Consider the following 19,900-nt stretch of genomic DNA (forward strand, 5'->3'; position numbering starts at 1 on the left):
TGCTTTGCGCGAGGACGCCATGCAGGTGCTGGTCATTGGTTCGGGATACGTGGGGCTGGTGGCTGCGGCCTGCTTCGCCGAGGCCGGGCACCACATCCTGGGCGTGGACGTGGATGCCGCCAAGGTGGCCACCCTCACCCGGGGCGAATCCCCCATCTTCGAACCGGGCCTGGACGACCTCCTCGCGAAGCACCTGGCCACGGGCGCCCTGCGCTTCACCACCGACCTCCAGGCGGGCATCGCCGACGCGGATGCCGCCTTCATCTGCGTGGGCACGCCCCAGAGCGAGGATGGCAGCGCGGACATGAAGTACGTGCTGGCCGTGGCCGGTCAGATCGGCAAGGCCATGGCCCTGCGCGCCAAGGAGGCCAAGCCGCTCATCGTGGTGGACAAGAGCACGGTGCCCGTGGGCACAGCGGCCCGCGTCCACGCCGAGATCGCGGCCCACACCGATCGCACCTTCGAGGTCGTGAGCAACCCCGAGTTCCTCCGGGAGGGTTCGGCCATCGGCGACTTCCTGGAACCCGACCGCGTCGTGGTGGGCTGCCGCACGGACCACGCCGAGGCCGTGATGAAGGGCCTCTACCAGCCCTTCCTGGACCGCAGCGGCGGCAAGTGGTTCCGCATGGACCCCCCCAGCGCGGAGCTCACCAAATACGCCGCCAATGCCATGCTGGCCCTGCGCATCAGCTTCATCAACGAGATCGCCAACCTGGCGGAATGCGTGGGGGCCGACGTGGACCACGTGAAGACCGCCATCGGGGCGGACCACCGCATCGGCCCCGCCTTCCTGAATCCCGGGCCGGGCTTCGGCGGCTCCTGCTTCCCCAAAGACCTGCAGGCCCTGCTGAAGGTGGGCCGGGAGTATGGCCAGCCCATGATGACCCTGGCCACCACCGTGGAGGCCAACCGCCACCAGAAGCAGGTGCTCCTGCGCAAGGTGAAGGAGCACTTCGGCGTGAAGGCCGGCGTGCCCGCCCCCCTGAAGGACCGGCGCTTCGCCCTCTGGGGCCTGGCCTTCAAGGCCAACACCGACGACATCCGGGAGAGCATGGCCCTGGAGCTCATCGACGGCCTGGTGAACCTGGGCGCAGAGGTGGTGGTCCACGACTTCGCCGCCATGGGGGCCGTGAAGGCCAAGATCGGCGACAAGGTCCGCTACGCCGAGACGCCCCTCGCGGCCTGCGAGGGCGCCGATGCCCTGCTCATCGCCACGGAGTGGCCCCAGTACCGCGAGGCGGATCTGGAAGCCGTCGCCAAGGCCCTCAAGACCCGCCGCTTGTTCGACGGCCGCAACCTCTTCCGCCCGGAGGCCATGGAGGCCGGGGGCTGGAGCTACCACTCCCTGGGCCGTCGTGCCGTGGAGGCGAAATGACCCGGATCCGCCTTGAGGACATCGCCCACGCCCGCAGCGGGGACAAGGGGGACGGCTCCAACGTGGGGCTGATCGCCTACACGGAGGCCGGCTACCGGTTCCTCCAGCAGGAATTGACCGCGGAGCGTGTCAAACATCACTTTTCAACCATATGCAAAGGTAGTGTTGAACGTTTCGAAGTTCCTAACCTCAAGGCCATCAACTTCATCCTGCATGATTCCCTCGGCGGGGGCGGCAGCGAGAGTGTGAAAACCGACGCCCAGGGCAAGACCCACGGGCAAGCCCTGCTTAGAATGGAACTCGACCTTCCGGCCGGCCTGGCGCTGGCAGACCTCAAACCCTGAAGGGCACTCGCACCCGCCAAGGAGCACGGACATGGGCAATCTCGGAATGATGGAAATCCTGCTGATCGGCATCGCGCTGCTGATCTTCTTCGGCCCCTCCCGCCTGCCCGAGCTGGGCAAGAGCCTGGGCAAGGGCATCCAGGAGTTCAAGAAGGCCAGCCGCGAGCTGACGGATTCCGTGAAGGAAGACGTCGTCGCCCCGCCCGCCGACAAGGACAAGAAGTAGGCCCGCAAGCCCTTCACCGGCCGGCCTCTTTCCGGAGGCCGGCCCTTTTTCCCGCTTGAGGACCATGGCCCTTCCGGTCACGCCGCCCGACAAGATGAGCTTCTGGGAGCACCTGCAGGAGCTGCGAGTGCGCATCGTGCGCTCGCTCGCCATCGTGGCCGTGGGCTTCGCCGTCACCTACGCCTTCCGGTTCAAGCTCTGGGCCTGGGCCCAGAAGCCCTTCCTGGAGGCCATGTCGCGCCAGACCGGCAAGGCCGTCTCGGCTCTCGATCCCTTCGCCTTCACGGACCTCACCGAGCCCTTCTTCAGCATGATGCGGCTCTCGCTGTGGTCCGCGGCGGTGCTCTGCGCCCCCTTCCTCTTCTACCAGCTCTGGGCCTTCATCCGGCCCGGCCTGCTGCCCAAGGAACGCCGCCTGGTCATCCCCTTCGTCTTCGTGACCTCGGGCTGTTTCCTCGCCGGCGCGGCCTTCGCCTACAAGCAGGCCTTCAAGTTCCTGGGCGACATCCTCTTCCAGGAGGCCGCCTCCGCGGGGCTGCGGGCGAACCTGCATGCGTCGGATTACCTGGATCTGTTCATCTCCACCACGCTCATCACCGGCGTGATGTTCGAGCTGCCGGTCCTGTTCTTCTTCCTGGCCAAGTTCCGCATCGTGACCGCGCGGCTCATGCTGAAGTACTGGCGCCACGCCACCATGGCCATCCTGATCTTCAGCGCCTTCTTCACGCCGGGCGACGTGGTGGTGACCACCATCTTCTTCAGCATCGTGCTGCTGGGCCTCTACTTCATCTCCGTGGTGGTCGCCTGGCTGGCGGAACCACGCACGCCGAGGTAGTCCGCCAGGTCGTCCAGGCAGAGAGCCACGGCCCGGTTGGGCTCCGGTGGACCGCCCAGCGCCCGCCGGGCGTCGCCGTCCGCCATGAGCGTCCGCAGGGCGCCCTGAAGACGCGCGGGAAATTCGCCGCCCTGCTCGACGACCGTGGCCCGCCCTTCCCCCACCAGGGCGAGGGCGTTCCTGCGCTGGTGGTCGTTGGCGCTGGTGGGCAGGGGTACCAGGATCGCCGCCCGGCCCGCGGCCTTCAGCTCGGCGCAGGTGCTGGCCCCGGATCGGCTCAGGACGAGGCTGGTGGACTCCATGGCCTCGTCCATGCGGGTGATGAAGGGGACCAGGGCATGGCGGACATGGCGGGGGCGGTCCTTCAGGCGCTCGAACTCCGCAGGCCCGGCCTGGTGGAGGATCTCCCACTCCGGGGCCGCTTCCAGCAATGGTCCAGCGACCTCCAGCAGCGCTTCATTGAGTGCCCGGGCACCGCCGCTGCCGCCCAGCACCAGCAGCCGGAGGGGCGGCACCAGGGACGCCGCGGGCCGGAACGCCCGCAGGAAGGCGTCCCGCACCGGTGTCCCGACCACCCGGCAGTCGGCGCGGGGCAGCAGCGGGCACACCGCCTCGAGGCCACACCAGACGCGCCGGGCCCTCGGGGCGACCAGCTTCACCAGGGCGCCCGGGGCCGCATTGCTCTCGTGCAGGAAGAAGGGGATGCCCAGGGCCCGCGCCGCGAGCAGCGCCGGGGCCGCGCCGTAGCCGCCGGTGCCGATCACGGCCCAGGGCCGCTCCCGGCGCCACAGCGCCTTCAGGTGGGCCGTGGCGCGCCAGAGCTTCCAGGCGGACTTCGCCGCCCGCAGGGGGGAGCGGCCCAGGAAGCCTTCCACATCCAGCAGCAGATGGGGCCAGGGGCTGGCCGGCAGCTCCCGGGCCTCGATGCCGCGGCGCGCCCCCACGAACGCGATGGCGCGGTCGGGCCAGCGGCGGTGGGCACCCTCCGCCAGGGCCATGGCCGGGAAGAAATGGCCGCCCGTCCCCCCACCGGTGAGGACGAGGGCTCCAGCGAAGGTCGGGGTGGTGTCGCTCATGATCCGACCACCATACCGGAAGGCGCCTTGTTCCTACCCAAAGGCAAGCGCAACTTACCTGGAGACAGACACGTGATTCCAGGCACAAAGATCCTCAAAGGCCGGTAAAGTGGAAGGTCACGCCGCGCTAGAATCCATTTTTCCGCCGGTCCCCACCGGCCAGTCCATGACGCATCAGGGAGCGCCCATGAAGATCCTCGTCGCCCTCAAACAGGTCCCCGATACTGAGACCAAGATCAAAGTCGCCGCGGACGGGAAGTCCCTCGATCCCGCGGACGTCAAGTGGATCACCAGCCCCTACGACGAGTACGCGCTGGAAGAGGCCATCCGCATCAAGGAGGGCAAGGGCGCCGAAGTGGTCGCCCTCTCCGTCGGCGGCGACACCGCCAAGGATGTGCTGAAGAATGCCCTGGCCCTGGGCGCCGACACCGCCGTGCTCCTCAAGGGTGACGGCCAGGGCGACGCCTTCGCCGTGGCCCAGATGATCGCCGCCTACGCCAAGGACAAGGGCTTCGACCTGATCCTCTGCGGCAACAAGGGACTGGGCGGCGACAACGCCGCCATGGGTCCCATGCTGGCGGAGCTGCTCGGCGTGGCGCAGGCCAACGTCGTGGTGAAGCTGGAACTCGGTGAGGGCACGTTCAAGGCCGAGCGCGAGATCGAGGCCGGCTCCGAGGTCGTCGAAGGCGCCCTGCCCGCCGTGATCACCGCCCAGAAGGGCCTCAACGAGCCCCGCTACGCCAGCCTCAAGGGGATCATGGCCGCCAAGAAGAAGACCATCGAAGAGCTGGACGCCTCGGCCGTGACCGCGGGCGCCCAGGTGAGCGCCCTCGCCCTGCCCCCGGAGCGCCCGGCCGGACGCCTCCTGGATGGCGACGCCTCCGCCCAGGCCCAGGCCCTGCTCCAGGCCCTCAAGGATGAAGCCAAGGTCTTCTGACCGGTCCTCTTCCGCTGACTGACCCGATTCGAAAGGACGACATCCATGATTCTCGTGTTCTGTGAACTGAAGGACGGCCAGATCCGCAAGCCCAGCACCGAAGCCCTCAGCGAGGGCCGTCGCCTGGCCGACGCCTCCGGCAAGAAGGTCGGCGCGCTCTTCGCAGGCGCCTCCTGCGCCGGCGCCGCCGAAGCCGCCAAGTTCGGCGCCGACGTGATCCTGACCGCCGAGGCCCCCACCCTGGCCTCCTACTCCAGCGACGCCTTCGCGACCCTCCTCGCCGACGCGGTGAAGGCCAAGGGCGCCACGGTGCTGCTGGCCGCGGCCACCGCCGTGGGCAAGGACGTGCTCCCCCGCGCCGCCGCGCGCCTGGGCGCCGGCTACGCCTCCGACGTCACCGGCCTCGCCATGGTGGACGGCAAGCTGCAGGCCGTGCGCCCCGTCTACGCCGGCAAGGCCTTCGCCACCACCACCTTCTCCAGCGCCGTGCAGACGGCCACCACCCGCCCCAACGTGTTCCCCGCCGCCGAGAAGGCCGGCGCTGGCGCCGTGGAGGTTCTCGCCGCTCCGGCCGGGGACTTCAAGTCCGTGGTGAAGGAGATCCTCGCCAAGGCTGGCGGCAAGGTGGACCTCAGCGAAGCCAACGTCATCGTGAGCGGCGGCCGCGGCATGAAGGACGGCGCCAACTTCAAGATCCTCGAAGAGCTGGCGGATGCCATCGGCGGCGTCGTGGGCGCCTCCCGGGCGGCCGTGGACGCGGGCTGGGGCCTGCCCCACAGCATGCAGGTGGGCCAGACCGGCAAGGTCGTGAGCCCCACCCTCTACATCGCCTGCGGCATCAGCGGCGCCATCCAGCACATCGCCGGCATGAGCGGCTCGAAGTACATCGTCGCCATCAACAAGGATCCCGAAGCGCCGATCTTCAAGCTGGCGAACTACGGCATTGTCGGCGACCTGTTCGAAGTGGTTCCAGAACTGACCAAGGCCGCCAAGGCCATGGGCATCGGCAAGAACTAGTCCGCGCCGTTCCCACCTGCAAAATCGCCCGGCATCCGCCGGGCGATTTTGCAGACAGGGAAAAATTCAAACGCCGAACTGCCTCAAATGGTGGTCGAAGTGCTTGTAGATCAGCCGGCCCCACTGCTCGCCGCTGAGCTGCCCGAAGAAGGGGTGGACACTGCCGTCAACCTTCGCGGCGCCGCGCTGGACAACACGGTCGATGAGCGTCGCCAGCCGGGTGCGCTCGGCCTCGAAGTCCTGGGGGGCGGACACCACGTAGATGGGATCGGTGGGGGAGTTGCGGCGGAAGGGCTTTTCCCCGAAGACGTGGCTCCGGATGAAGGGCGTGATCAGCTTGCCGATGAAGAGCTGCTTCACCGGGCGGTCGCCCAGGAGGTCGCCCAGGGCGATGGAGCAGTGCTTCATCATCTGGGCGGGATCCATCTTCCCCCACTGACGCTGGGCCCCCGGCTCCAGCTCCGCGAACCGCCGGGCCAGGGCGTCGCGGTCGGCCGGGTTGAACAGTGAATTCATCGTTGGTGTCCTTTCTCAGAATGCCGTTCATCGCTCCAGGACATCGCCCGGCGACGCCGGGTGATGTTCTGGAGGGTGCCAGTGCTATACCGGCTCGAACCCTTCATCGCGGAGGAAGTCCCGGGCATCTTCGGGATCGCCGAAGCGGGCGACGACCATGTCGCCTTCGTTCCCATCGCCATCCAGGGCATCCAGGCTGTTCCGCTCCCGGATCACGCAGGACCCGCCGATCTCATCCAGGCCGAACTGCACCAGCTCCCGGATGACGCCGTGCTCATCCCGCCACAACTCGACATGCAGATCCGTTCCCATGGCCACCTCCGGTGTTCCGTCCGCCGGAAGGTTAGTTCTTTTCGAAGAACAGCACCACCATGCCGAAGCCGACCCGGTCGCCGTGCTTCAGCTCCCGGGGCTCGCCAGGCTGGATGCGCTCGCCCCGCACGAAGGTGCCGTTGGCGACGCCGGGCTCCTCCAGCAGGAAGTACCGGCCATGCTCGCAGAGGATGCGGGCGTGGCGCCGGGACACGCTCAGGTTGTGGTCCTCCTCGGTGAGGTCGATGTCGGGATGCACGCCCGTGGTGGGGTCGAAGCGGCCGATGAGGGACCCGTGGGCCAGGATGGGGTGGGGCTTGCCGCTGAGCACGGACACGAGGTTCGCCACCGGCGTTCCCGCGGCCTTGGCGGGCCGGCTGGCATCCAGCTCCTCCACCCGCTCGCCCAGCTCCCGGTGCCGCTGCGCCAGGCGCTGCATCATCTTCACGGACACTTCCGGGTTCTGCCGGATCATGCGCATGAAGGTGCCGCGGTTGATGGCGATGAGGTCCGAGTCCTCCAGGGCCAGGGCCGTGTGCTGGCGCGGCAGGGCCTCCAGGAGGCTGCCTTCCCCGAAGAAATCCCCCTTGGACAGTTCCTCCGCCCATTCCCCCTTGGGCTCCTCTGAGACATACAGCCGCACCCGGCCCGCGAGGATGATGTACATCTGCTGGGCCATCTCCCCTTTGCGGAAGATGATCTCGCCTTCGCGGAAGCGCAGCTTGCTTTGGTCGATGAAGCTGGGTTCAGCCATGCGGGTCCCGGAGAGTGCCCTAGGTTAACCGATGCCAGGCGATGGGTGAACCTCTCCAGAGAACGCGCGCGCCATCAGAGCTTCCAGGATCCGGGCCTCGGCGGCCGAGAACCCGCTCGGATGCGGGGAATCCAGGTCCAGCACGGCGCGGAGGCGGCCGCCAACCGTGATGGGAATCACGAGCTCGGAGCGGGTGGCGTCATCGCAGGCGATGTGGCCGGGAAAGGCCTGGACATCAGGCACCAGCTGGGTGGTTTCCGTGCGGGCGCAGGCTCCGCAGACCCCCCGCTCGAAGGGGATGCGCAGGCAACCCATGCCGCCCTGATAGGGGCCCACCGCCAGCAGACGCTCGCCGATGCGCCGGTAGAAGCCGCACCAGTTGACCTGGGGTAGCGTCTCCCACAGGAGGCAGGCCAGGGTCGCCTGGATGGCCACCTCGTCGGTCTCGCCTTCAAGCGCCGCGAGCACCTGCGGAAGCGCGGATTCGAGGCGCGCCACCCGCGCGGGTTCTGACAGCAGGGTGCCCCGCGCCACCGGTTCCAGCAGGATCCCCTCGCTCATCATCTCCTCCGCCGCCCTGATGCCGTGACCCCGTGGGGGTTTTGTTGGACACTCTAGCCCATGTCCATTCTGCGCTATCTGGCCGCTCCCCTGTCCCCGTTGTACGGGATGGTGGTGCGCGCCCGGAACCGCAGCTTCGACGCCCACCCGGAGCGGATCGCCCACGCCTCCGTCCCGGTGGTGTCCATCGGCAACCTGAGTGCCGGAGGCACGGGCAAGACCCCCCTCACCCTGTTCCTGGCCGAAGGCCTCGAAGCGGCGGGCTGGCGCAACGCGGTCTTGTCCCGGGGCTACGGGGGACGGCGCGAGATTGATCCCATGAGCGTGGAAGCGGATTCCGATCCCCGGCAGACCGGCGATGAGCCCCTGCTCATGGCCCGGCGCCTGGGGCCGGAGCGGGTGGTGGTGGGGCGGAAGCGCCATGCCGCCGCCCTGCGGGCCCTGGCCCAGCGACCGGACCTGCGCTGCCTGCTGCTCGATGACGGCTTCCAGCACCGGGCCCTGCACCGGGATCTGGACCTGCTGGTGCTCGATGGCGTGCGGCTCTGGGGCAACGGCCGCATGCTGCCGCTGGGGAACCTGCGCGAGCCCATGGACAGCGCGCAGCGCGCCCACGCGCTGGTGGTCACGAGGGCCGCCCGCGTGAAGGATCGCGGGATGGTGGAGGTCTGGTGGGCCCGTTTCGGCAGCGGCGGCCCCATCTTCTGGGTGGACTTCGTCCTGGGGGCGCTGCGCCGCTGGGACACGGGCGACCGCCAGCCCATCCCCCTGCCCGGCCTGGGCCCGGCCTTCGCCTGGTGCGGCCTGGGCCACCCGGAGGCCTTCTATGCCGATCTGCTGGTGGCCGGCCAGGCCTGGACCGGATCCCACAGCTATCCGGACCACCGGGGCCCCACCCCCGCCGAGCTGGTCCGGCTCCAGGTCCGCGCCAAGATGGAGGACGCCGCCTGGCTGGTCTGCACGGAGAAGGACGCCGTGAAGCTGGGTCGCGGACATGCCAGCGTACTGGAGCTGCCCCTGTTCATCGCCGAGCAGCGGGTCGCCGGTGGGGAAACCTTGCTCGCCTGGCTGAAGTCCGAGCTCGCCTGAACGGGCCCCCAGGAAGGAACCGGCGTGGCTTCCCAAAGCCCGGCTGGATCGCTATGCTTGCGCCCACCAAGCCACTCCAACCAGATCCATCTCTTCAGGGGGATACGATGCTCAGGCAGGCCTTCTACGGTTCTCTCTTGCTGGCGGCCCTCGGCCTTCACGCCGGGGATTCGGTCAAGCTCGCCATCACGGGTCCCTTCACCGGCGGTTCCGCCCCCATGGGCGCCTCCATGCGGGACGGCGCCAAGCTGGCCATCGCGGAGATCAACGCCGCGGGCGGCATCCAGGTGGGCGGCAAGAAGCTGAAGATCGACATCATCGAGCGGGACGATGAGGCCAAGAACGAGCGCGGGGCCCTCATCGCCCAGGAGCTGGCCGCCATGAACGACCTGTCCGGCGTCATCGGCACCGTGAACACAGGCGTCTGCATGGCGGGCGACAAGCACTTCCAGGAGAAGGGCGTCACCAAGATCATCTGCCCCGCCGCGGGTTCCGCCTCCATGACCCAGTGGAGCAAGGCCGGCGTGAAGGACCTCTCCATCTTCCGGTTCGCGGCCCACGATGGCATCCAGGCCGCCATGGTGGTCGAGGAGGCCATCAACCGCAAGTTCACCAAGGTGGCGGTGGTCTTCGACTCCACCAACTACGGCGTGTCCGGCCGGGACGACATGCTGAACCAGATCAAGCTGCAGGGGAACAAGCTCCAGGTGGTGGCCCAGGAGAAGTTCAACATCGGCGACAAGGACATGACCGCCCAGCTGCTCCGCGCCAAGGCCGCCGGCGCCCAGGCCGTCCTGATCTGGGCCATCGGCCCCGAGCTGGCCGCCGTGTCCAACGGCATGGCCAAGATCGGCATGAAGGCGCCCCTCATCGGCGGCTGGACGCTCTCCATGTCCAACTACATCGACAATGCCGGCAAGAACGGCAACGGCACCCTCATGCCCCAGACCTTCATCGAGGACCCCATCACCCCCAAGGCCAAGGCCTTCATCGACGGCTACCACAAGACCTACAAGGTGGACCGCATCCCCTCCGCGGTGGCCGCCGCCCAGGGCTACGACGCGGTCTACATCTTCGCCGCCGCCGTGAAGCAGGCCGGCACCACGGACACCCACAAGATCAAGGAGGCCCTGGAGGACCTCAAGGAGCCCGTGAAGGGCGTCATCGCCACCTGGAACCACCCCTACACCAAGTGGAATCCCGCGGACGTGACCACCCACGAGGCCTTCCGTCGCGAGCAGACTGTCATGGGCATGGTGCAGGACGGCCGCGTGGTCTTCGGCAATGCCGCCGACAAGGCCCGCCTGATCAAGGAGGCCGCCGCCAAGCCCGCCGCGAAGCCGGCCAAGGGCAAAACCAAGTAGCTGACCTGGCCTCATCGCCGCTCCGGGGGGCTTCGGCCCCCCGCCTTTTCCGCCCGTCACCGGGGGCCCAGACATGAACCCTTCGATCATCGGACAGATGGCCGTCAGCGGCGCCCTCATGGGGCTCGTGTACGCCCTCATCGCCTACGGCTTCCAGCTCACCTACGCCACGAGCAAGAGCATCAACTTCGGCCAGGGCGAGCTGGTGATGGTGTCCGCCTTCTTCAGCCTCACCCTCACCAACCTGGGCCTGCCCTACTGGCTGATGGTGCCGGGGGGCCTGCTCTTCGGCGCCCTGCTCGGCCTGATCGTCGAGCGGGCAGGCGTCCGGCTCGCGCTGGAACAGAAAAGTGAAGGCTGGATCCTGCTCAGCATCATCATCGGGCTCTTCTTCTTCTCTGCCGCCGAGAACATCTGGGGGCGCGATGACCGTCCCTTTCCCACTCCGATCTCCGCCGATCCCATCCACATCCTGGGCGTGGATATCACCCGCCTTGAGCTGTCGGTGGCCGTGGGCGTGCTCGCCATCATGGGCCTGGTCGAACTGTTCAAGCGCCGCACCCTGCTGGGCAAGGCCTTCGAGGCCGTGTCCGCCGACCGGGATGCGGCCGAGCTCATGGGCATCTCGGCCACGCGCACGGTGATGCTCTCCTACGCGCTGTCGGGTGCCGTCGCGGCCCTGGCCGGCATCCTCGTCTCACCCATCACCACCGTCGGCCCCACCATGGCCTCGGCCCTCATCCTCAAGGCCTTCTCCGTAGCCGTGGTGGCGGGGCTGGATTCGGGCTTCGGGGTGGTGCTCATCGGCATGGCCCTCGGCGCGCTGGAGAGCCTGGCGAGCTTCTACCTGGGCAGCGGCTGGCGCGAGGCGCCCGGCCTCACCCTCCTGATCCTCGCCCTGGCCGTGCGCCCCACCGGTGTCTTCGGCAAAGCCGTCATCCGGAAGGTGTGACATGCGCCGCATCCTTCTCCTTCGCGGCGCCGAACTCGCGGTCTTCGCCTTCCTCGCCACCGTCCCGCTGCTGGTGGTGAATCCCTACGCTCTGGGCCTCCTCACCCTCCTGGCCATCTACGGGATCCTCCTCATCGGATTGGATGTCACCGTGGGTTACCTCGGCCAGGTGAACCTCGGCCATGTGGCCTTTCTGGGGCTGGGCGCCTACGCCGCCGGCCTCGCCGTCACCCGGTTCGGCCTTGGCCTGGTTCCCGCGCTGGCCGTGGCCATCATCGTAGGTCTGCTCCTGGGAGCGCTGCTCGCTCTGCCCGCCCTGCGCCTCGAAGGGCCGCAATTCGCCCTGGCGACGTTGAGCTTTGCGGCCCTCAGCACCACGGCCCTCAATGAGCTGGAGACCCTCACCGGCGGCGCCCAGGGCCTCAGTCTCGTGCGCCCGCCACTGTTCGGACATGCCCTCACGCCCTCGCTCTTCTACTGGCTGTGCATGGTCCTGCTGGCCCTGGTCTGGATGGTGATGCGGAACCTGCTGTCCTCCCAGTGGGGCCGGGCCTTCGAGGCCCTGCGGGACAGCCCCATCGCCACGGACGCCATGGGTGTGGGCACCTACTACCACAAGGTCGCCGCCTTCTCCCTGGGCTCGGGCCTCGGGGGGCTCGCCGGCGGGCTCTACGCCTTCAACTTCCAGTACCTCCAGCCCCAGAGCTTCGTCTACGAGCTGATGATCATCCTCCTGCTGGGCGTGGTGCTGGGCGGCCGCAAGAGCCTGTGGGGCGCCTTTGTGGGCGCCACGGTGGTGGTCCTGCTTCCCAACCTGCTGTCCAACCGGATGCTCTTCCATGTCTTCAGCGGCGCCGGATTCGCCGTGGCCCTGGCCGCGGGCCTGCGGGGCCTGGTGAAGAAGACCACGCGGCCCTTCCAGGCCTTCGCCCCCGTGGTGGCCATGGGCCTCCTCGCCGTCGGCGGCTTCTTCGTGGAGAACACCGAGGACTGGCGCAAGGGCATCTTCGCCCTGATGCTCTTCTCCGTGGTGGTAGGCCTGCCCGAGGGCCTCATGGGCTTCCTGGCCATCTTCCTGGCCAAGCTGTTCCGGGTGCCCCCCGCGCCCCTACCTGCGCCTTCGGACCTGGACGCGGTGCTGCCCCTGCGGGGCCAGGGCGACGGCCCCCTGCTCGTCCTGAGCGACCTCCACCGCCATTTCGGCGGCGTGAAGGCCGTGGATGGGCTGTCCATGCAGGTGCGCGCCGGCACCATCCACGGCCTCATCGGGCCGAACGGCTCGGGCAAGAGCACCGTGGTGAACGTGATCTCCGGCCTCTACACGGCGACTTCGGGCGGAATGTCCCTCCGCGGGTCGGAGCTGCCCCAGGGCAGCCTCAACCGGGTGGCCCGGGCCGGCGTGGCCCGCACCTTCCAGAACCTCCAGCTCTTCAGCGAGCTCACGGCCCTCGAGAACGTGATGGTCGCGCTCAAGGGCGTCTACAGGATGCCCCTCCCCCTGGTGCTGCTGGGCTTCGCCCGGGCCGAGGAGCGGCACGCCCAGGCCGACGCCCTCGCCCTGCTGGAACTCATCGGCCTGAAGGACCAGGCGCGGGCCAAGGCCAAGGACCTCACCTATGGCGCCCAGCGCTTCCTGGAGATCGCCCGGGCCCTGGCCCGCAAGCCCGACCTGCTGATCCTGGACGAACCCGCCGCGGGGCTCGCCCACCCGGATGTCATTCAGCAGATCGAAATCATCAGGCGGGTCCACGCCCGGGGCGTCACCATCATCCTCATCGAGCACCACATGGATGTCGTGAGTGAGCTCTGCGACCAGGTGACGGTGCTGGACGGCGGCAAGGTCATCGCCGAGGGCGCACCGGACGAAGTGAAGCGGCATCCCAAGGTGATCGAGGCCTACCTGGGCCAGGCCAGCGGCTCCGGGCCTTCCGGCGCCGAGCCCCTGCCCGCGTGAAGGAGACCGGCATGCTCGTGGTGGATGATCTTCATGCGGGATACGGCGCCAGCGAGGTGCTGGTCGGCACGTCGCTGACCGTGAAGCCCGGCGCCGTGGTGGCGCTCATCGGGGCCAACGGCGCCGGCAAGACCACCACCATGCGCGCCATCTCCGGCCTGCTCCGGCCCTCCCATGGCCGCGTGGTGCTGGATGGCAGGGAGGTGCAGGGCCTCGACGCCTCGCGCATCGCCCGGCTGGGCCTCGCCCACTCCCCCGAGGGCCGCAAGGTCTTCGGCCCCCTGTCAGTGGAGGACAACCTGCTGCTGGGCGCCTACGGCCGCCTGCCGAAGTTCCTCGGGTACAAGGCCGGGGCCCGGGCGGACCTGGACCGCATCTATGAGCTGTTCCCCCGCCTCAAGGATCGCGCGCGCCAGTCAGCCGGCACCCTCTCCGGCGGCGAGCAGCAGATGCTCGCCATCGGCCGCGCCCTCATGGCCCGGCCCAAGGTGATGCTGCTGGACGAGCCCTCCATGGGCCTGGCGCCGGTCATCGTGCAGGAGGTCTTCCGCACCATCCGCCGTCTCAAGGAGGAGGGCATCACCCTGCTCCTGGTCGAGCAGTTCGCCAAGAGCGCCCTGGAAGTGGCCGACTACGCCTACGTCATGGAGCGCGGCCACATCGCCGTCGAAGGCACCCCGGAGGAACTGGGCCGGAACGAGCGGGTCCTCGCCGCCTACCTCGGCTGAGCAGGGCTGGCCCGGCGCCGGGCCTTGAGGTAGGATGATTCCCTGCCGCGGGCGTAGTTCAGTGGTAGAACGTCAGCTTCCCAAGCTGAATGTCGCCAGTTCAATCCTGGTCGCCCGCTCCAAATCAGAAGGCCCGCCATTCGGCGGGTCTTCTGATTTGGAGTCGGAGAAAGGATGGGACCGGACGAACGATGACCTACCCCTTCCCCTGCGCCTTCTGTTCAAGGAACCGCTTGGCTTCGCGGCGCAGCAGTTCGGCCACGTTGCGGTCCTTCACCAGCAGCTTCATGTCGCTCTCGAGCAGACGCTTGAAGTGGGTCATGGCCAGGGGGAGCGGGGTGCGCGGGTTCAGGACCAGAGCCTTGGTGATGGTGTATTTCTTCATCCATTCCCGGTTGCTGGCGATGATCCGCAGCACCTCGTCGTTCACGGTGCGCATCTGCGCGATGTAGGCCACCTCGCCTTCCGTGATTCGACCGTTCCGCATGACGTTCACCTGGATGAGGCGGTTGGCCTCGCGGATGAGGATGGTGCGCTCCTCCTTGCCGCCCTTGATGGCCAGCATGATCTTCTGGTTGGTCCGCAGCTTCGCCACGCGCTGAGAGAGGGTGAGGACGATCTCCTCGCCCTGGTCGTCCACCAGGGGCCTCTGGGCCAGCAGGCGCCGCTCCGCGGCCATCTCCTCGGACTCGATCTCCGCCTCTTCCTCTTCCCTGGACTTCTCTTTCGGCAGGGGCAGCTCCGCCCAGGCCTTGTCCAGGTGCCCCGCCTCCACCTCGTCGAGGATCTCCAGCCGCTCCTTCTTGACCTCCTCGGGGACCAGGCGCAGCACATCGAACCGATACTCGTTCACGCGGCGCTTGATGACGTACTCGCCCTCGGGATGCTCCTCCAGCAGGTCGAGGATCCTCGGCCGCGCCATCCACATCACCTGGTTGTTCAGCACGATCTCCAGCACCGAGCCAGGCAGGCTGGGGACCGAGGCCTCCACGATCTCCGCCGTCAGCGACGGGTTCAGCAGGGCCTCCTCCAGCAGGGCCGGCTCTTTCCGGTGGCAGAGCACCAGCTGCAGGGGCCCCGGCGGTTCTACGGCATCAAGGAAAACCCCCGCCAGCATGGACTCGGGCATGGCCCCGAGGCACTCGAGGGCCCGGGCCGTGTAGGGCGTTTCCCGAAGCGCGGCGTGGGCCAGGGCCTGGAGGAGATCCCTGGTCGGAACCGGCAGGCCCCCGCCCACCAAGGTCATCCCCATGGGCTCAGGCAGGGTGCCCTGCAGGAAACGTTCGACAATGGGGTTCAGACTCATGGCGCGGTTCCGTCCTCTTCGTCATCGGGGGGCTGGGGCTCGGCGGGCGTGGGGGCCGGCGGCGCCGGTGGCCGGAGCCAGCGACCCTCGGCATCGAAGTGGCCGGACCAGGCCTCGCCCACGTTCTGGCCGTGGGCGATCCGCACGCCGGCCACCTCCACGTTCACCACGCCTGCGTTGTCCAGGCTGAGGGCGAACGGCCCCTTCACGCGGAGCCGCCAAGGCTCCGACACACGCAGGGTGCGGGCCTGGGCCGGCGCCCCCGATTCCGGGGAGGGCTCCAGGCGAACCTCGCAGGTGTCCAGAGCCCGCAGGCTGATCAGCACGCCCTGGTCGTTGAGGGGGGCCTCCGGCAGCAGCTCCCCCAGCACGGGATAGGGCGAGGTGGAGGGCGCCGGCGGCGGCGGCAGGGCGGCCTTGGGGAGGCTGGTCAGGTAGCTGGCGGCCACCTTCCGGCCGAGGCTGGGGCCAGGCACCACCAGCCAGGCGGCCACCAGCACCGAGGCGGCGGTGAGGAGGCCCATGACGATGCGCTCGAGCCGCTCCTGCCTGGGATCGGGAGGCGCCAGCTCCCGCACGCCGGGCACGGTCTGGAAGGCGCCCGTGTGGAAGTCCAGATCCACCCCCAGGCGCGCGGCCAGCTGCCGGGCCAGGGGCCGGGGCCGGCCCGGCGGGAGGGCCGCCCAGTCATCAGCCTCGATGGCCTCGATGTGGCGCACTGGCAGCTTCAGCTCCACCGCGAGGATCTCGCGGGAGAGCCCCTTCGCCACGCGCGCGTCCCGCAGGATCTGGCCTACGGTCTCGCCCTCTCTCATCCCGCCCATCCCACGGGCAGTTCCTTGACCAGGCGGGCCAGGTGCTCCCGGCGATCAGTCCGGCTGAGGCGCCGGTCGTCCAGGCTGCCGCGATGGGCCATGGTGTCCGCCAGGGTGGCCTGCAGGTCATCGGGCGTGATGAAGTCGCGGCCCTCCAGCCAGGCCTCCGCCTGGGCCAGCCCGAGCCAGTGCTTCACGGCCCGGGTGGAACAGAAACCGCCACCAGTGCGGATGCGGTCCACCATCCGCTCGGCGTAATCCATCACCGCCTCGGACACGCGGACGGCCCGCACCGCGGCGCGGGCCAGTTGCCAGCCATCCAGATCCAGGGCGGGACGCAGCCCGTCCAGCCGCTCGGAACCCGCCTCGCCCTTGAGGATCCGCCGCTCCGCCTCGCGGTCCGGGTAGCCCAGGTGCAGGGAGCAGGAGAACCGGTCCAGCTGACTCTCCGGCAGGGGGAAGGTGCCCGCGTGGTCCAGGGGATTCTGGGTGGCGATGACGAAGAACGGATCCGGGAGCTTGTGGGTGCTGCGGTCCAGAGTCACCTGTCCTTCGACCATTGCCTCGAGCATGGCGCTCTGGGTCTTGGGGCCGATGCGGTTCAGCTCGTCCAGCAGCAGCACCTGGCAGAACACAGGGCCGGGCTGGAATCGGAAGGCCTGTTCCTTGGCGTCCCAGAGGTGCACGCCCAGCAGGTCCGAGGGCAGCAGGTCGTTGGTGCCCTGCACCCGCTGGAAGCTGCCGCCGAGGATGCGGGAGAGCCCCTTGGCCAGGGTGGTCTTGCCCACCCCGGGCAGATCCTCCAGCAGCACGTGCCCCCCCGCCAGCAGCGCCGCGAAGGCGCGCCGCACCTGGGCATCCTTCCCCACCACCACGGCCTGGAGCGCCGCGAGGCCCGCCCGGGCTGCGGGACGGACAGCCTCCGGCGACCGCACCGGCGGGGCGAGGACGGGAGGGGCCTGGGCTGGGTCCTGGATCATGGGGCCTTCCGGGGGAGAGGGCTTTCTCTATCTTCCAGAGGGATGCCATGGTCCCGCAAGCGCTGAGCCAGGCCGCGCAGGGTGAGGCCGAGGCGTTCCGCCGCCTCCGGAAGGTCGCCGTCAGACTGGGCGAGGGCCCGCCGCAGCAGCTGGGCCTCGGCTGATCGCGCAGCGGCCCGCACCATGGCGTCCAGAGGCCCCCGCTCGGGCCAGGGCAGACTCAGGAGCTCCGAGCAGCCCAGTTCCAGGTCCGGGAAGGCCCGGATGGCGGGCCCGTCCGAGAGGCCCAGGGTCCGGCCCAGCAGGGCCTCCAGCTCCCGCACGTTCCCCGGCCAGGCGTGTTCGAGCAGCTGGCGCTCCGCCGGCCGCTCCAGCCAGGGGACCGGCCGGCCCTCCAGGCGGGCACCCCGTTCCAGCAGCGCCTTGGCCAGGGCCAGGAGATCCTCCCGGCGCTCGCGCAGGGGCGGCACCCGCAGCTCGAGCGCGCCCAGGCGCTGGGCCAGCTCCGGAGCCAGCGATGCCCCCGCTTCCAGTCCCGCCAGCCAGTGGAACCCCGGACCGGCCGCATCCATGGCCCGGATCAGGGGCGCGACGGACTCCGGCGCCAGGTGCTCCAGCCCCGCCAGGTACAGGCTTCCCCCCTGGACCCGCTGGAGGAGGGCCGGGTCCGGTCCCTCGGGTCCCAAGGTGGCTGCGGCCAGCGCGAGGTAGGGCGCGCCGGGATGGCGCAGGGTATGGAGGCGCCGGGCGCACCGGCCCTTGCCCGCCCCCCGCTCGCCGAGGAAGAGCACCGGCAGGTCCGTGCCCGCCGCCCGCCGCAGGGCCTGGTCCAGGGCCTGCATGGGGGCGCTGTGGGCGATCCATGGCTCGGCGGGGTCCGGCGGCGGCGCGCCCACCAGGGCCCGCAGGCGGTCCAACAGGGCCAGGAAGACCTCCAGGTCGAAGGGCTTGGGCAGGAAATCCTCCGCCCCCAGGCGCATGGCCGCCACGATGTCCCGGGGCTCCCCGAAGGCGGACATGAGCACCACCCGCAGCGTGGGGTGCAGCTGGCGGGCCCGGCGGATCAGCTCCAGGCCGCTCATGCCCGGCAGGCGCAGGTCCGTCACCAGGACCTGGGATGGCGCCGCTTCCAGGGCGCGCAGGGCCTCCTGCGGATCCGCCACCGCCCGCACGGTCCAGGCCGAGCCCTCGAGGGCCTGGATCAGCAGGCGCCGGAAGCTGTCCTTGTCCTCGACGAGCAGAAGGTCCATGGGTAGACGCTATCAGCTATCAGCTGTCGGCTGTCGACTTGCCCCAGCACAGTCCGTGAGGAACCGCCGACTCTGGGCCTCGGCCTGGGCGTCGAAGAGGGCCGCGCCCGAGACCAGCTCCAGACCGGCCTGTCGGGCCCAGGCTGCGAAGGCGGTGTCCTCCTTGTAGATCCACTCCATGGCCCAGCGGGCGCTGGGAAGCGCGGCCTCCAGCAGCTCGGGGAAAGGTGGCGGGTCTTCCGGCTTCATGCCCAGGCTGGTGGCCTGCATGACACCCACCGGCGCGAAGGCGGTCACGACCCCGGGGGCGACGGGAGCCTGGCGCGAGGCCTGCAGCACGGGCCGGCCCGCGGCCTCCAGCACCGCGCGGCTCGTGCGGCCCACACCACCGCCACCGAGGAGCAGCACGGGGCCCGGCTCAAGCTGCGACAGGGCCTGGCCAAGCGCCTCGGCGTCTGTGTTGGCCCCCTGCCAGGGCTCCCCCAGCGATCGGCGCCAGAGGGTGTTCAGGGGGCCCTCCTGGCCGAGGGCCCGCGGCAGGGTCAGCTTGAGGGGCGCGGTGATGCTGAGGCCCAGGATGCCGAGCGCCTCCAGAGCCTCCGCCGCCTCATCCGCATCGCCGCACACCAGGGGGAGGTAGACGAGATTCTTGAAGGCCTTCTGGAACCGCGGGTTGTGGAAGGCCGGGCCCCGGGAGTGCAGCACGGGATCCCCGATGACGCCGCAGAGGCCGTGGCTCTGGCCCAGCTGCGCGCAGCGCCAGGCCCGGAGGGTGGCCAGGGGGAGCTGGCCCGGAGCGGCCGCGGGACCATCATCCGGCGCCGCATAGGTGAAGGCGCCGCCCCAGGCTCCCTGCATGGCCCGGCTGGGAAGGCCCTTCGGCCCCATGAGGAAGGCGGAGAGGGCCACGCCCTGATTCCGGGCCCAGGCCAGAGCGGGCCGAAGGCGGCCGTTGTCCCCCAGGCGTCCGGCCCAGCCCACCCACTTGAAGGCGTCGCCTTCGGGAAGGGCCGCCAGCCGCTGATCCAGGTCGAAAACACCGGGCGCCACATGCACCGAGCGCAACAGGCCCACCCCGGGCCGGGCAGCCTGGAGCTCCGGCGGCACCGGCAGGTCCCATTCCAGGTCCACCCAGGTTGGTCCGGCCGCCACGGCCCGCAGCAGGTAGGCCAGCCGTCCCGCCTCGTCCTCGTCCGGCCAGCGGCCGCCCTCGGATTGCCGCCGACAGGTCACGAGGCAGCGGCCCCCAAGCGCCCGGACCAGGTCCCCGGGATCGGCTTCTGGAAAGAGATCCAGCCTCAGTTCAGGCAGCGCGCCCGGCCCCAGGCTGCGGGCACAGGTGAGGGCCTGGCCCCAGGTGGCGTGGGTCAAGGTCACCAGATGGAAGGGAAGGGGCATCACAGGGAGGCGCTCACAGGTCATCGTAGCCTGCCCCGGGGCCGGCGCGGGACGGGCCCGACGTCCTTCGGCCCTCATTCATGAGCATGGTTTACCAACTTAAGAAAGTGG

At 69.5% G+C, this 19,900-nt stretch carries 21 protein-coding genes and 1 tRNA gene; 12 read left to right on the forward strand and 10 right to left on the reverse strand.

All coding sequences use genetic code 11. The features are described from left to right. Window positions 1-19 precede the first annotated feature (19 nt). The 4 genes from QSJ30_RS07500 (at window position 20) to tatC (ending at window position 2,780) form a co-directional block, all read left to right on the forward strand. Window positions 20-1,375: a UDP-glucose dehydrogenase family protein gene (locus tag QSJ30_RS07500; protein ID WP_285607963.1), complete on the forward strand. Its 1,356-nt coding sequence runs from the start codon at window positions 20-22 to the stop codon at window positions 1,373-1,375. Next, window positions 1,372-1,719, forward strand: coding sequence for an AtuA-related protein (locus QSJ30_RS07505; RefSeq protein ID WP_285607964.1), 348 nt, complete (start codon window positions 1,372-1,374; stop codon window positions 1,717-1,719). The genes QSJ30_RS07500 and QSJ30_RS07505 overlap by 4 nt, the downstream gene beginning before the upstream one ends. A gap of 31 nt (window positions 1,720-1,750) precedes the next feature. Then, complete coding sequence (tatA, locus tag QSJ30_RS07510; protein ID WP_285607966.1) at window positions 1,751-1,945, forward strand: twin-arginine translocase TatA/TatE family subunit; 195 nt, start codon at window positions 1,751-1,753, stop codon at window positions 1,943-1,945. A 64-nt stretch (window positions 1,946-2,009) separates the two neighbouring features. Continuing rightward, window positions 2,010-2,780 carry a twin-arginine translocase subunit TatC gene (tatC, locus tag QSJ30_RS07515; RefSeq protein WP_285607968.1) on the forward strand — a complete coding sequence of 257 codons (771 nt, stop codon included), beginning with the start codon at window positions 2,010-2,012 and terminating at the stop codon, window positions 2,778-2,780. Here the strand turns inward: tatC and QSJ30_RS07520 are convergent. Next, window positions 2,726-3,856: a UDP-N-acetylglucosamine--N-acetylmuramyl-(pentapeptide) pyrophosphoryl-undecaprenol N-acetylglucosamine transferase gene (locus QSJ30_RS07520; RefSeq protein ID WP_285607969.1), complete on the reverse strand. Its 1,131-nt coding sequence runs from the start codon at window positions 3,854-3,856 to the stop codon at window positions 2,726-2,728. The two genes, tatC and QSJ30_RS07520, sit on opposite strands and share 55 nt — an antisense overlap. Window positions 3,857-4,043: 187 nt before the next feature. On the opposite strand from QSJ30_RS07520, the gene QSJ30_RS07525 reads away from it, so the two are divergent. Together QSJ30_RS07525 and QSJ30_RS07530 are read left to right on the forward strand one after the other, a co-directional pair. Next, window positions 4,044-4,793: an electron transfer flavoprotein subunit beta/FixA family protein gene (locus QSJ30_RS07525; protein ID WP_285607971.1), complete on the forward strand. Its 750-nt coding sequence runs from the start codon at window positions 4,044-4,046 to the stop codon at window positions 4,791-4,793. 45 nt (window positions 4,794-4,838) lie between these two features. Continuing rightward, the gene (locus tag QSJ30_RS07530; protein WP_285607973.1) at window positions 4,839-5,810 is read left to right on the forward strand and encodes an electron transfer flavoprotein subunit alpha/FixB family protein; all 972 of its coding nucleotides are present in this window, start codon (window positions 4,839-4,841) and stop codon (window positions 5,808-5,810) included. 66 nt (window positions 5,811-5,876) lie between these two features. Here QSJ30_RS07530 and QSJ30_RS07535 read toward each other — a convergent pair whose 3' ends face one another. The 4 genes from QSJ30_RS07535 to QSJ30_RS07550 form a co-directional block, all read right to left on the reverse strand. Continuing rightward, entirely contained in the window at window positions 5,877-6,326 is a 450-nt protein-coding gene (locus tag QSJ30_RS07535; protein ID WP_285607975.1) for a DUF1569 domain-containing protein, read from the reverse strand. A gap of 84 nt (window positions 6,327-6,410) precedes the next feature. Further along, window positions 6,411-6,638: a hypothetical protein gene (locus QSJ30_RS07540; protein WP_285607977.1), complete on the reverse strand. Its 228-nt coding sequence runs from the start codon at window positions 6,636-6,638 to the stop codon at window positions 6,411-6,413. Between the two features lie 31 nt (window positions 6,639-6,669). After that, on the reverse strand, window positions 6,670-7,392 hold the full coding sequence (locus QSJ30_RS07545; RefSeq protein ID WP_285607979.1) for a cyclic nucleotide-binding domain-containing protein: 723 nt from the start codon (window positions 7,390-7,392) through the stop codon (window positions 6,670-6,672). 24 nt (window positions 7,393-7,416) lie between these two features. After that, window positions 7,417-7,953 carry a GAF domain-containing protein gene (locus QSJ30_RS07550; RefSeq protein ID WP_285607981.1) on the reverse strand — a complete coding sequence of 179 codons (537 nt, stop codon included), beginning with the start codon at window positions 7,951-7,953 and terminating at the stop codon, window positions 7,417-7,419. A gap of 60 nt (window positions 7,954-8,013) precedes the next feature. On the opposite strand from QSJ30_RS07550, the gene lpxK reads away from it, so the two are divergent. From lpxK to QSJ30_RS07580, 6 genes are all read left to right on the forward strand, one after another. Further along, window positions 8,014-9,042 (forward strand): tetraacyldisaccharide 4'-kinase, encoded by a 1,029-nt coding sequence (gene lpxK / locus QSJ30_RS07555; RefSeq protein ID WP_285607983.1) that lies wholly within the window; start codon window positions 8,014-8,016, stop codon window positions 9,040-9,042. Window positions 9,043-9,149: 107 nt separating this feature from the next. Next, complete coding sequence (locus tag QSJ30_RS07560; protein WP_285607985.1) at window positions 9,150-10,406, forward strand: ABC transporter substrate-binding protein; 1,257 nt, start codon at window positions 9,150-9,152, stop codon at window positions 10,404-10,406. 73 nt (window positions 10,407-10,479) lie between these two features. Then, window positions 10,480-11,358, forward strand: coding sequence for a branched-chain amino acid ABC transporter permease (locus QSJ30_RS07565; RefSeq protein ID WP_285607987.1), 879 nt, complete (start codon window positions 10,480-10,482; stop codon window positions 11,356-11,358). A 1-nt stretch (window position 11,359) separates the two neighbouring features. Beyond that, on the forward strand, window positions 11,360-13,312 hold the full coding sequence (locus QSJ30_RS07570) for a branched-chain amino acid ABC transporter ATP-binding protein/permease (protein ID WP_285607988.1): 1,953 nt from the start codon (window positions 11,360-11,362) through the stop codon (window positions 13,310-13,312). An 11-nt stretch (window positions 13,313-13,323) separates the two neighbouring features. Then, a complete protein-coding gene (locus tag QSJ30_RS07575) occupies window positions 13,324-14,040 on the forward strand; it encodes an ABC transporter ATP-binding protein (RefSeq protein ID WP_285607990.1) in 717 nt (238 codons plus the stop codon). A 47-nt stretch (window positions 14,041-14,087) separates the two neighbouring features. Continuing rightward, window positions 14,088-14,162, forward strand: a tRNA-Gly gene (locus QSJ30_RS07580). Window positions 14,163-14,236: 74 nt separating this feature from the next. Here QSJ30_RS07580 and QSJ30_RS07585 read toward each other — a convergent pair. From QSJ30_RS07585 to QSJ30_RS07605, 5 genes are read right to left on the reverse strand one after another with little or no spacing between them, the layout of a single operon-like run. Then, window positions 14,237-15,346 carry a hypothetical protein gene (locus QSJ30_RS07585; RefSeq protein ID WP_285607992.1) on the reverse strand — a complete coding sequence of 370 codons (1,110 nt, stop codon included), beginning with the start codon at window positions 15,344-15,346 and terminating at the stop codon, window positions 14,237-14,239. Beyond that, the gene (locus QSJ30_RS07590) at window positions 15,343-16,161 is read right to left on the reverse strand and encodes a helix-turn-helix domain-containing protein (RefSeq protein ID WP_285607994.1); all 819 of its coding nucleotides are present in this window, start codon (window positions 16,159-16,161) and stop codon (window positions 15,343-15,345) included. Before QSJ30_RS07590 ends, QSJ30_RS07585 begins: the two co-directional genes overlap by 4 nt. Continuing rightward, complete coding sequence (locus tag QSJ30_RS07595; protein ID WP_285607995.1) at window positions 16,158-17,141, reverse strand: AAA family ATPase; 984 nt, start codon at window positions 17,139-17,141, stop codon at window positions 16,158-16,160. The genes QSJ30_RS07590 and QSJ30_RS07595 overlap by 4 nt, the downstream gene beginning before the upstream one ends. Continuing rightward, window positions 17,138-18,391: a sigma-54-dependent transcriptional regulator gene (locus tag QSJ30_RS07600; protein WP_285607997.1), complete on the reverse strand. Its 1,254-nt coding sequence runs from the start codon at window positions 18,389-18,391 to the stop codon at window positions 17,138-17,140. Before QSJ30_RS07600 ends, QSJ30_RS07595 begins: the two co-directional genes overlap by 4 nt. A 12-nt stretch (window positions 18,392-18,403) precedes the next feature. Further along, window positions 18,404-19,789: a bifunctional type I 3-dehydroquinate dehydratase/shikimate dehydrogenase gene (locus QSJ30_RS07605; protein WP_285607999.1), complete on the reverse strand. Its 1,386-nt coding sequence runs from the start codon at window positions 19,787-19,789 to the stop codon at window positions 18,404-18,406. Between the last annotated feature and the right edge of the window lie 111 nt (window positions 19,790-19,900).

Source organism: Geothrix edaphica, from assembly GCF_030268045.1.
Taxonomy (GTDB): domain Bacteria; phylum Acidobacteriota; class Holophagae; order Holophagales; family Holophagaceae; genus Geothrix; species Geothrix edaphica.

Coding starts and splice junctions, on each gene's coding strand:
- QSJ30_RS07585 (WP_285607992.1), bottom strand. CDS start 15,346: ATGAGTCTGAACCCCATTGTCGAACGTTTCCTGCAGGGCACCCTGCCT.
- tatA (WP_285607966.1), top strand. CDS start 1,751: ATGGGCAATCTCGGAATGATGGAAATCCTGCTGATCGGCATCGCGCTG.
- QSJ30_RS07525 (WP_285607971.1), top strand. CDS start 4,044: ATGAAGATCCTCGTCGCCCTCAAACAGGTCCCCGATACTGAGACCAAG.
- QSJ30_RS07545 (WP_285607979.1), bottom strand. CDS start 7,392: ATGGCTGAACCCAGCTTCATCGACCAAAGCAAGCTGCGCTTCCGCGAA.
- QSJ30_RS07530 (WP_285607973.1), top strand. CDS start 4,839: ATGATTCTCGTGTTCTGTGAACTGAAGGACGGCCAGATCCGCAAGCCC.
- QSJ30_RS07590 (WP_285607994.1), bottom strand. CDS start 16,161: ATGAGAGAGGGCGAGACCGTAGGCCAGATCCTGCGGGACGCGCGCGTG.
- QSJ30_RS07565 (WP_285607987.1), top strand. CDS start 10,480: ATGAACCCTTCGATCATCGGACAGATGGCCGTCAGCGGCGCCCTCATG.
- QSJ30_RS07600 (WP_285607997.1), bottom strand. CDS start 18,391: ATGGACCTTCTGCTCGTCGAGGACAAGGACAGCTTCCGGCGCCTGCTG.
- QSJ30_RS07520 (WP_285607969.1), bottom strand. CDS start 3,856: ATGAGCGACACCACCCCGACCTTCGCTGGAGCCCTCGTCCTCACCGGT.
- QSJ30_RS07540 (WP_285607977.1), bottom strand. CDS start 6,638: ATGGGAACGGATCTGCATGTCGAGTTGTGGCGGGATGAGCACGGCGTC.
- QSJ30_RS07535 (WP_285607975.1), bottom strand. CDS start 6,326: ATGAATTCACTGTTCAACCCGGCCGACCGCGACGCCCTGGCCCGGCGG.
- QSJ30_RS07500 (WP_285607963.1), top strand. CDS start 20: ATGCAGGTGCTGGTCATTGGTTCGGGATACGTGGGGCTGGTGGCTGCG.
- QSJ30_RS07560 (WP_285607985.1), top strand. CDS start 9,150: ATGCTCAGGCAGGCCTTCTACGGTTCTCTCTTGCTGGCGGCCCTCGGC.
- QSJ30_RS07550 (WP_285607981.1), bottom strand. CDS start 7,953: ATGAGCGAGGGGATCCTGCTGGAACCGGTGGCGCGGGGCACCCTGCTG.
- QSJ30_RS07595 (WP_285607995.1), bottom strand. CDS start 17,141: ATGATCCAGGACCCAGCCCAGGCCCCTCCCGTCCTCGCCCCGCCGGTG.
- lpxK (WP_285607983.1), top strand. CDS start 8,014: ATGTCCATTCTGCGCTATCTGGCCGCTCCCCTGTCCCCGTTGTACGGG.
- tatC (WP_285607968.1), top strand. CDS start 2,010: ATGGCCCTTCCGGTCACGCCGCCCGACAAGATGAGCTTCTGGGAGCAC.
- QSJ30_RS07570 (WP_285607988.1), top strand. CDS start 11,360: ATGCGCCGCATCCTTCTCCTTCGCGGCGCCGAACTCGCGGTCTTCGCC.
- QSJ30_RS07575 (WP_285607990.1), top strand. CDS start 13,324: ATGCTCGTGGTGGATGATCTTCATGCGGGATACGGCGCCAGCGAGGTG.
- QSJ30_RS07605 (WP_285607999.1), bottom strand. CDS start 19,789: ATGCCCCTTCCCTTCCATCTGGTGACCTTGACCCACGCCACCTGGGGC.
- QSJ30_RS07505 (WP_285607964.1), top strand. CDS start 1,372: ATGACCCGGATCCGCCTTGAGGACATCGCCCACGCCCGCAGCGGGGAC.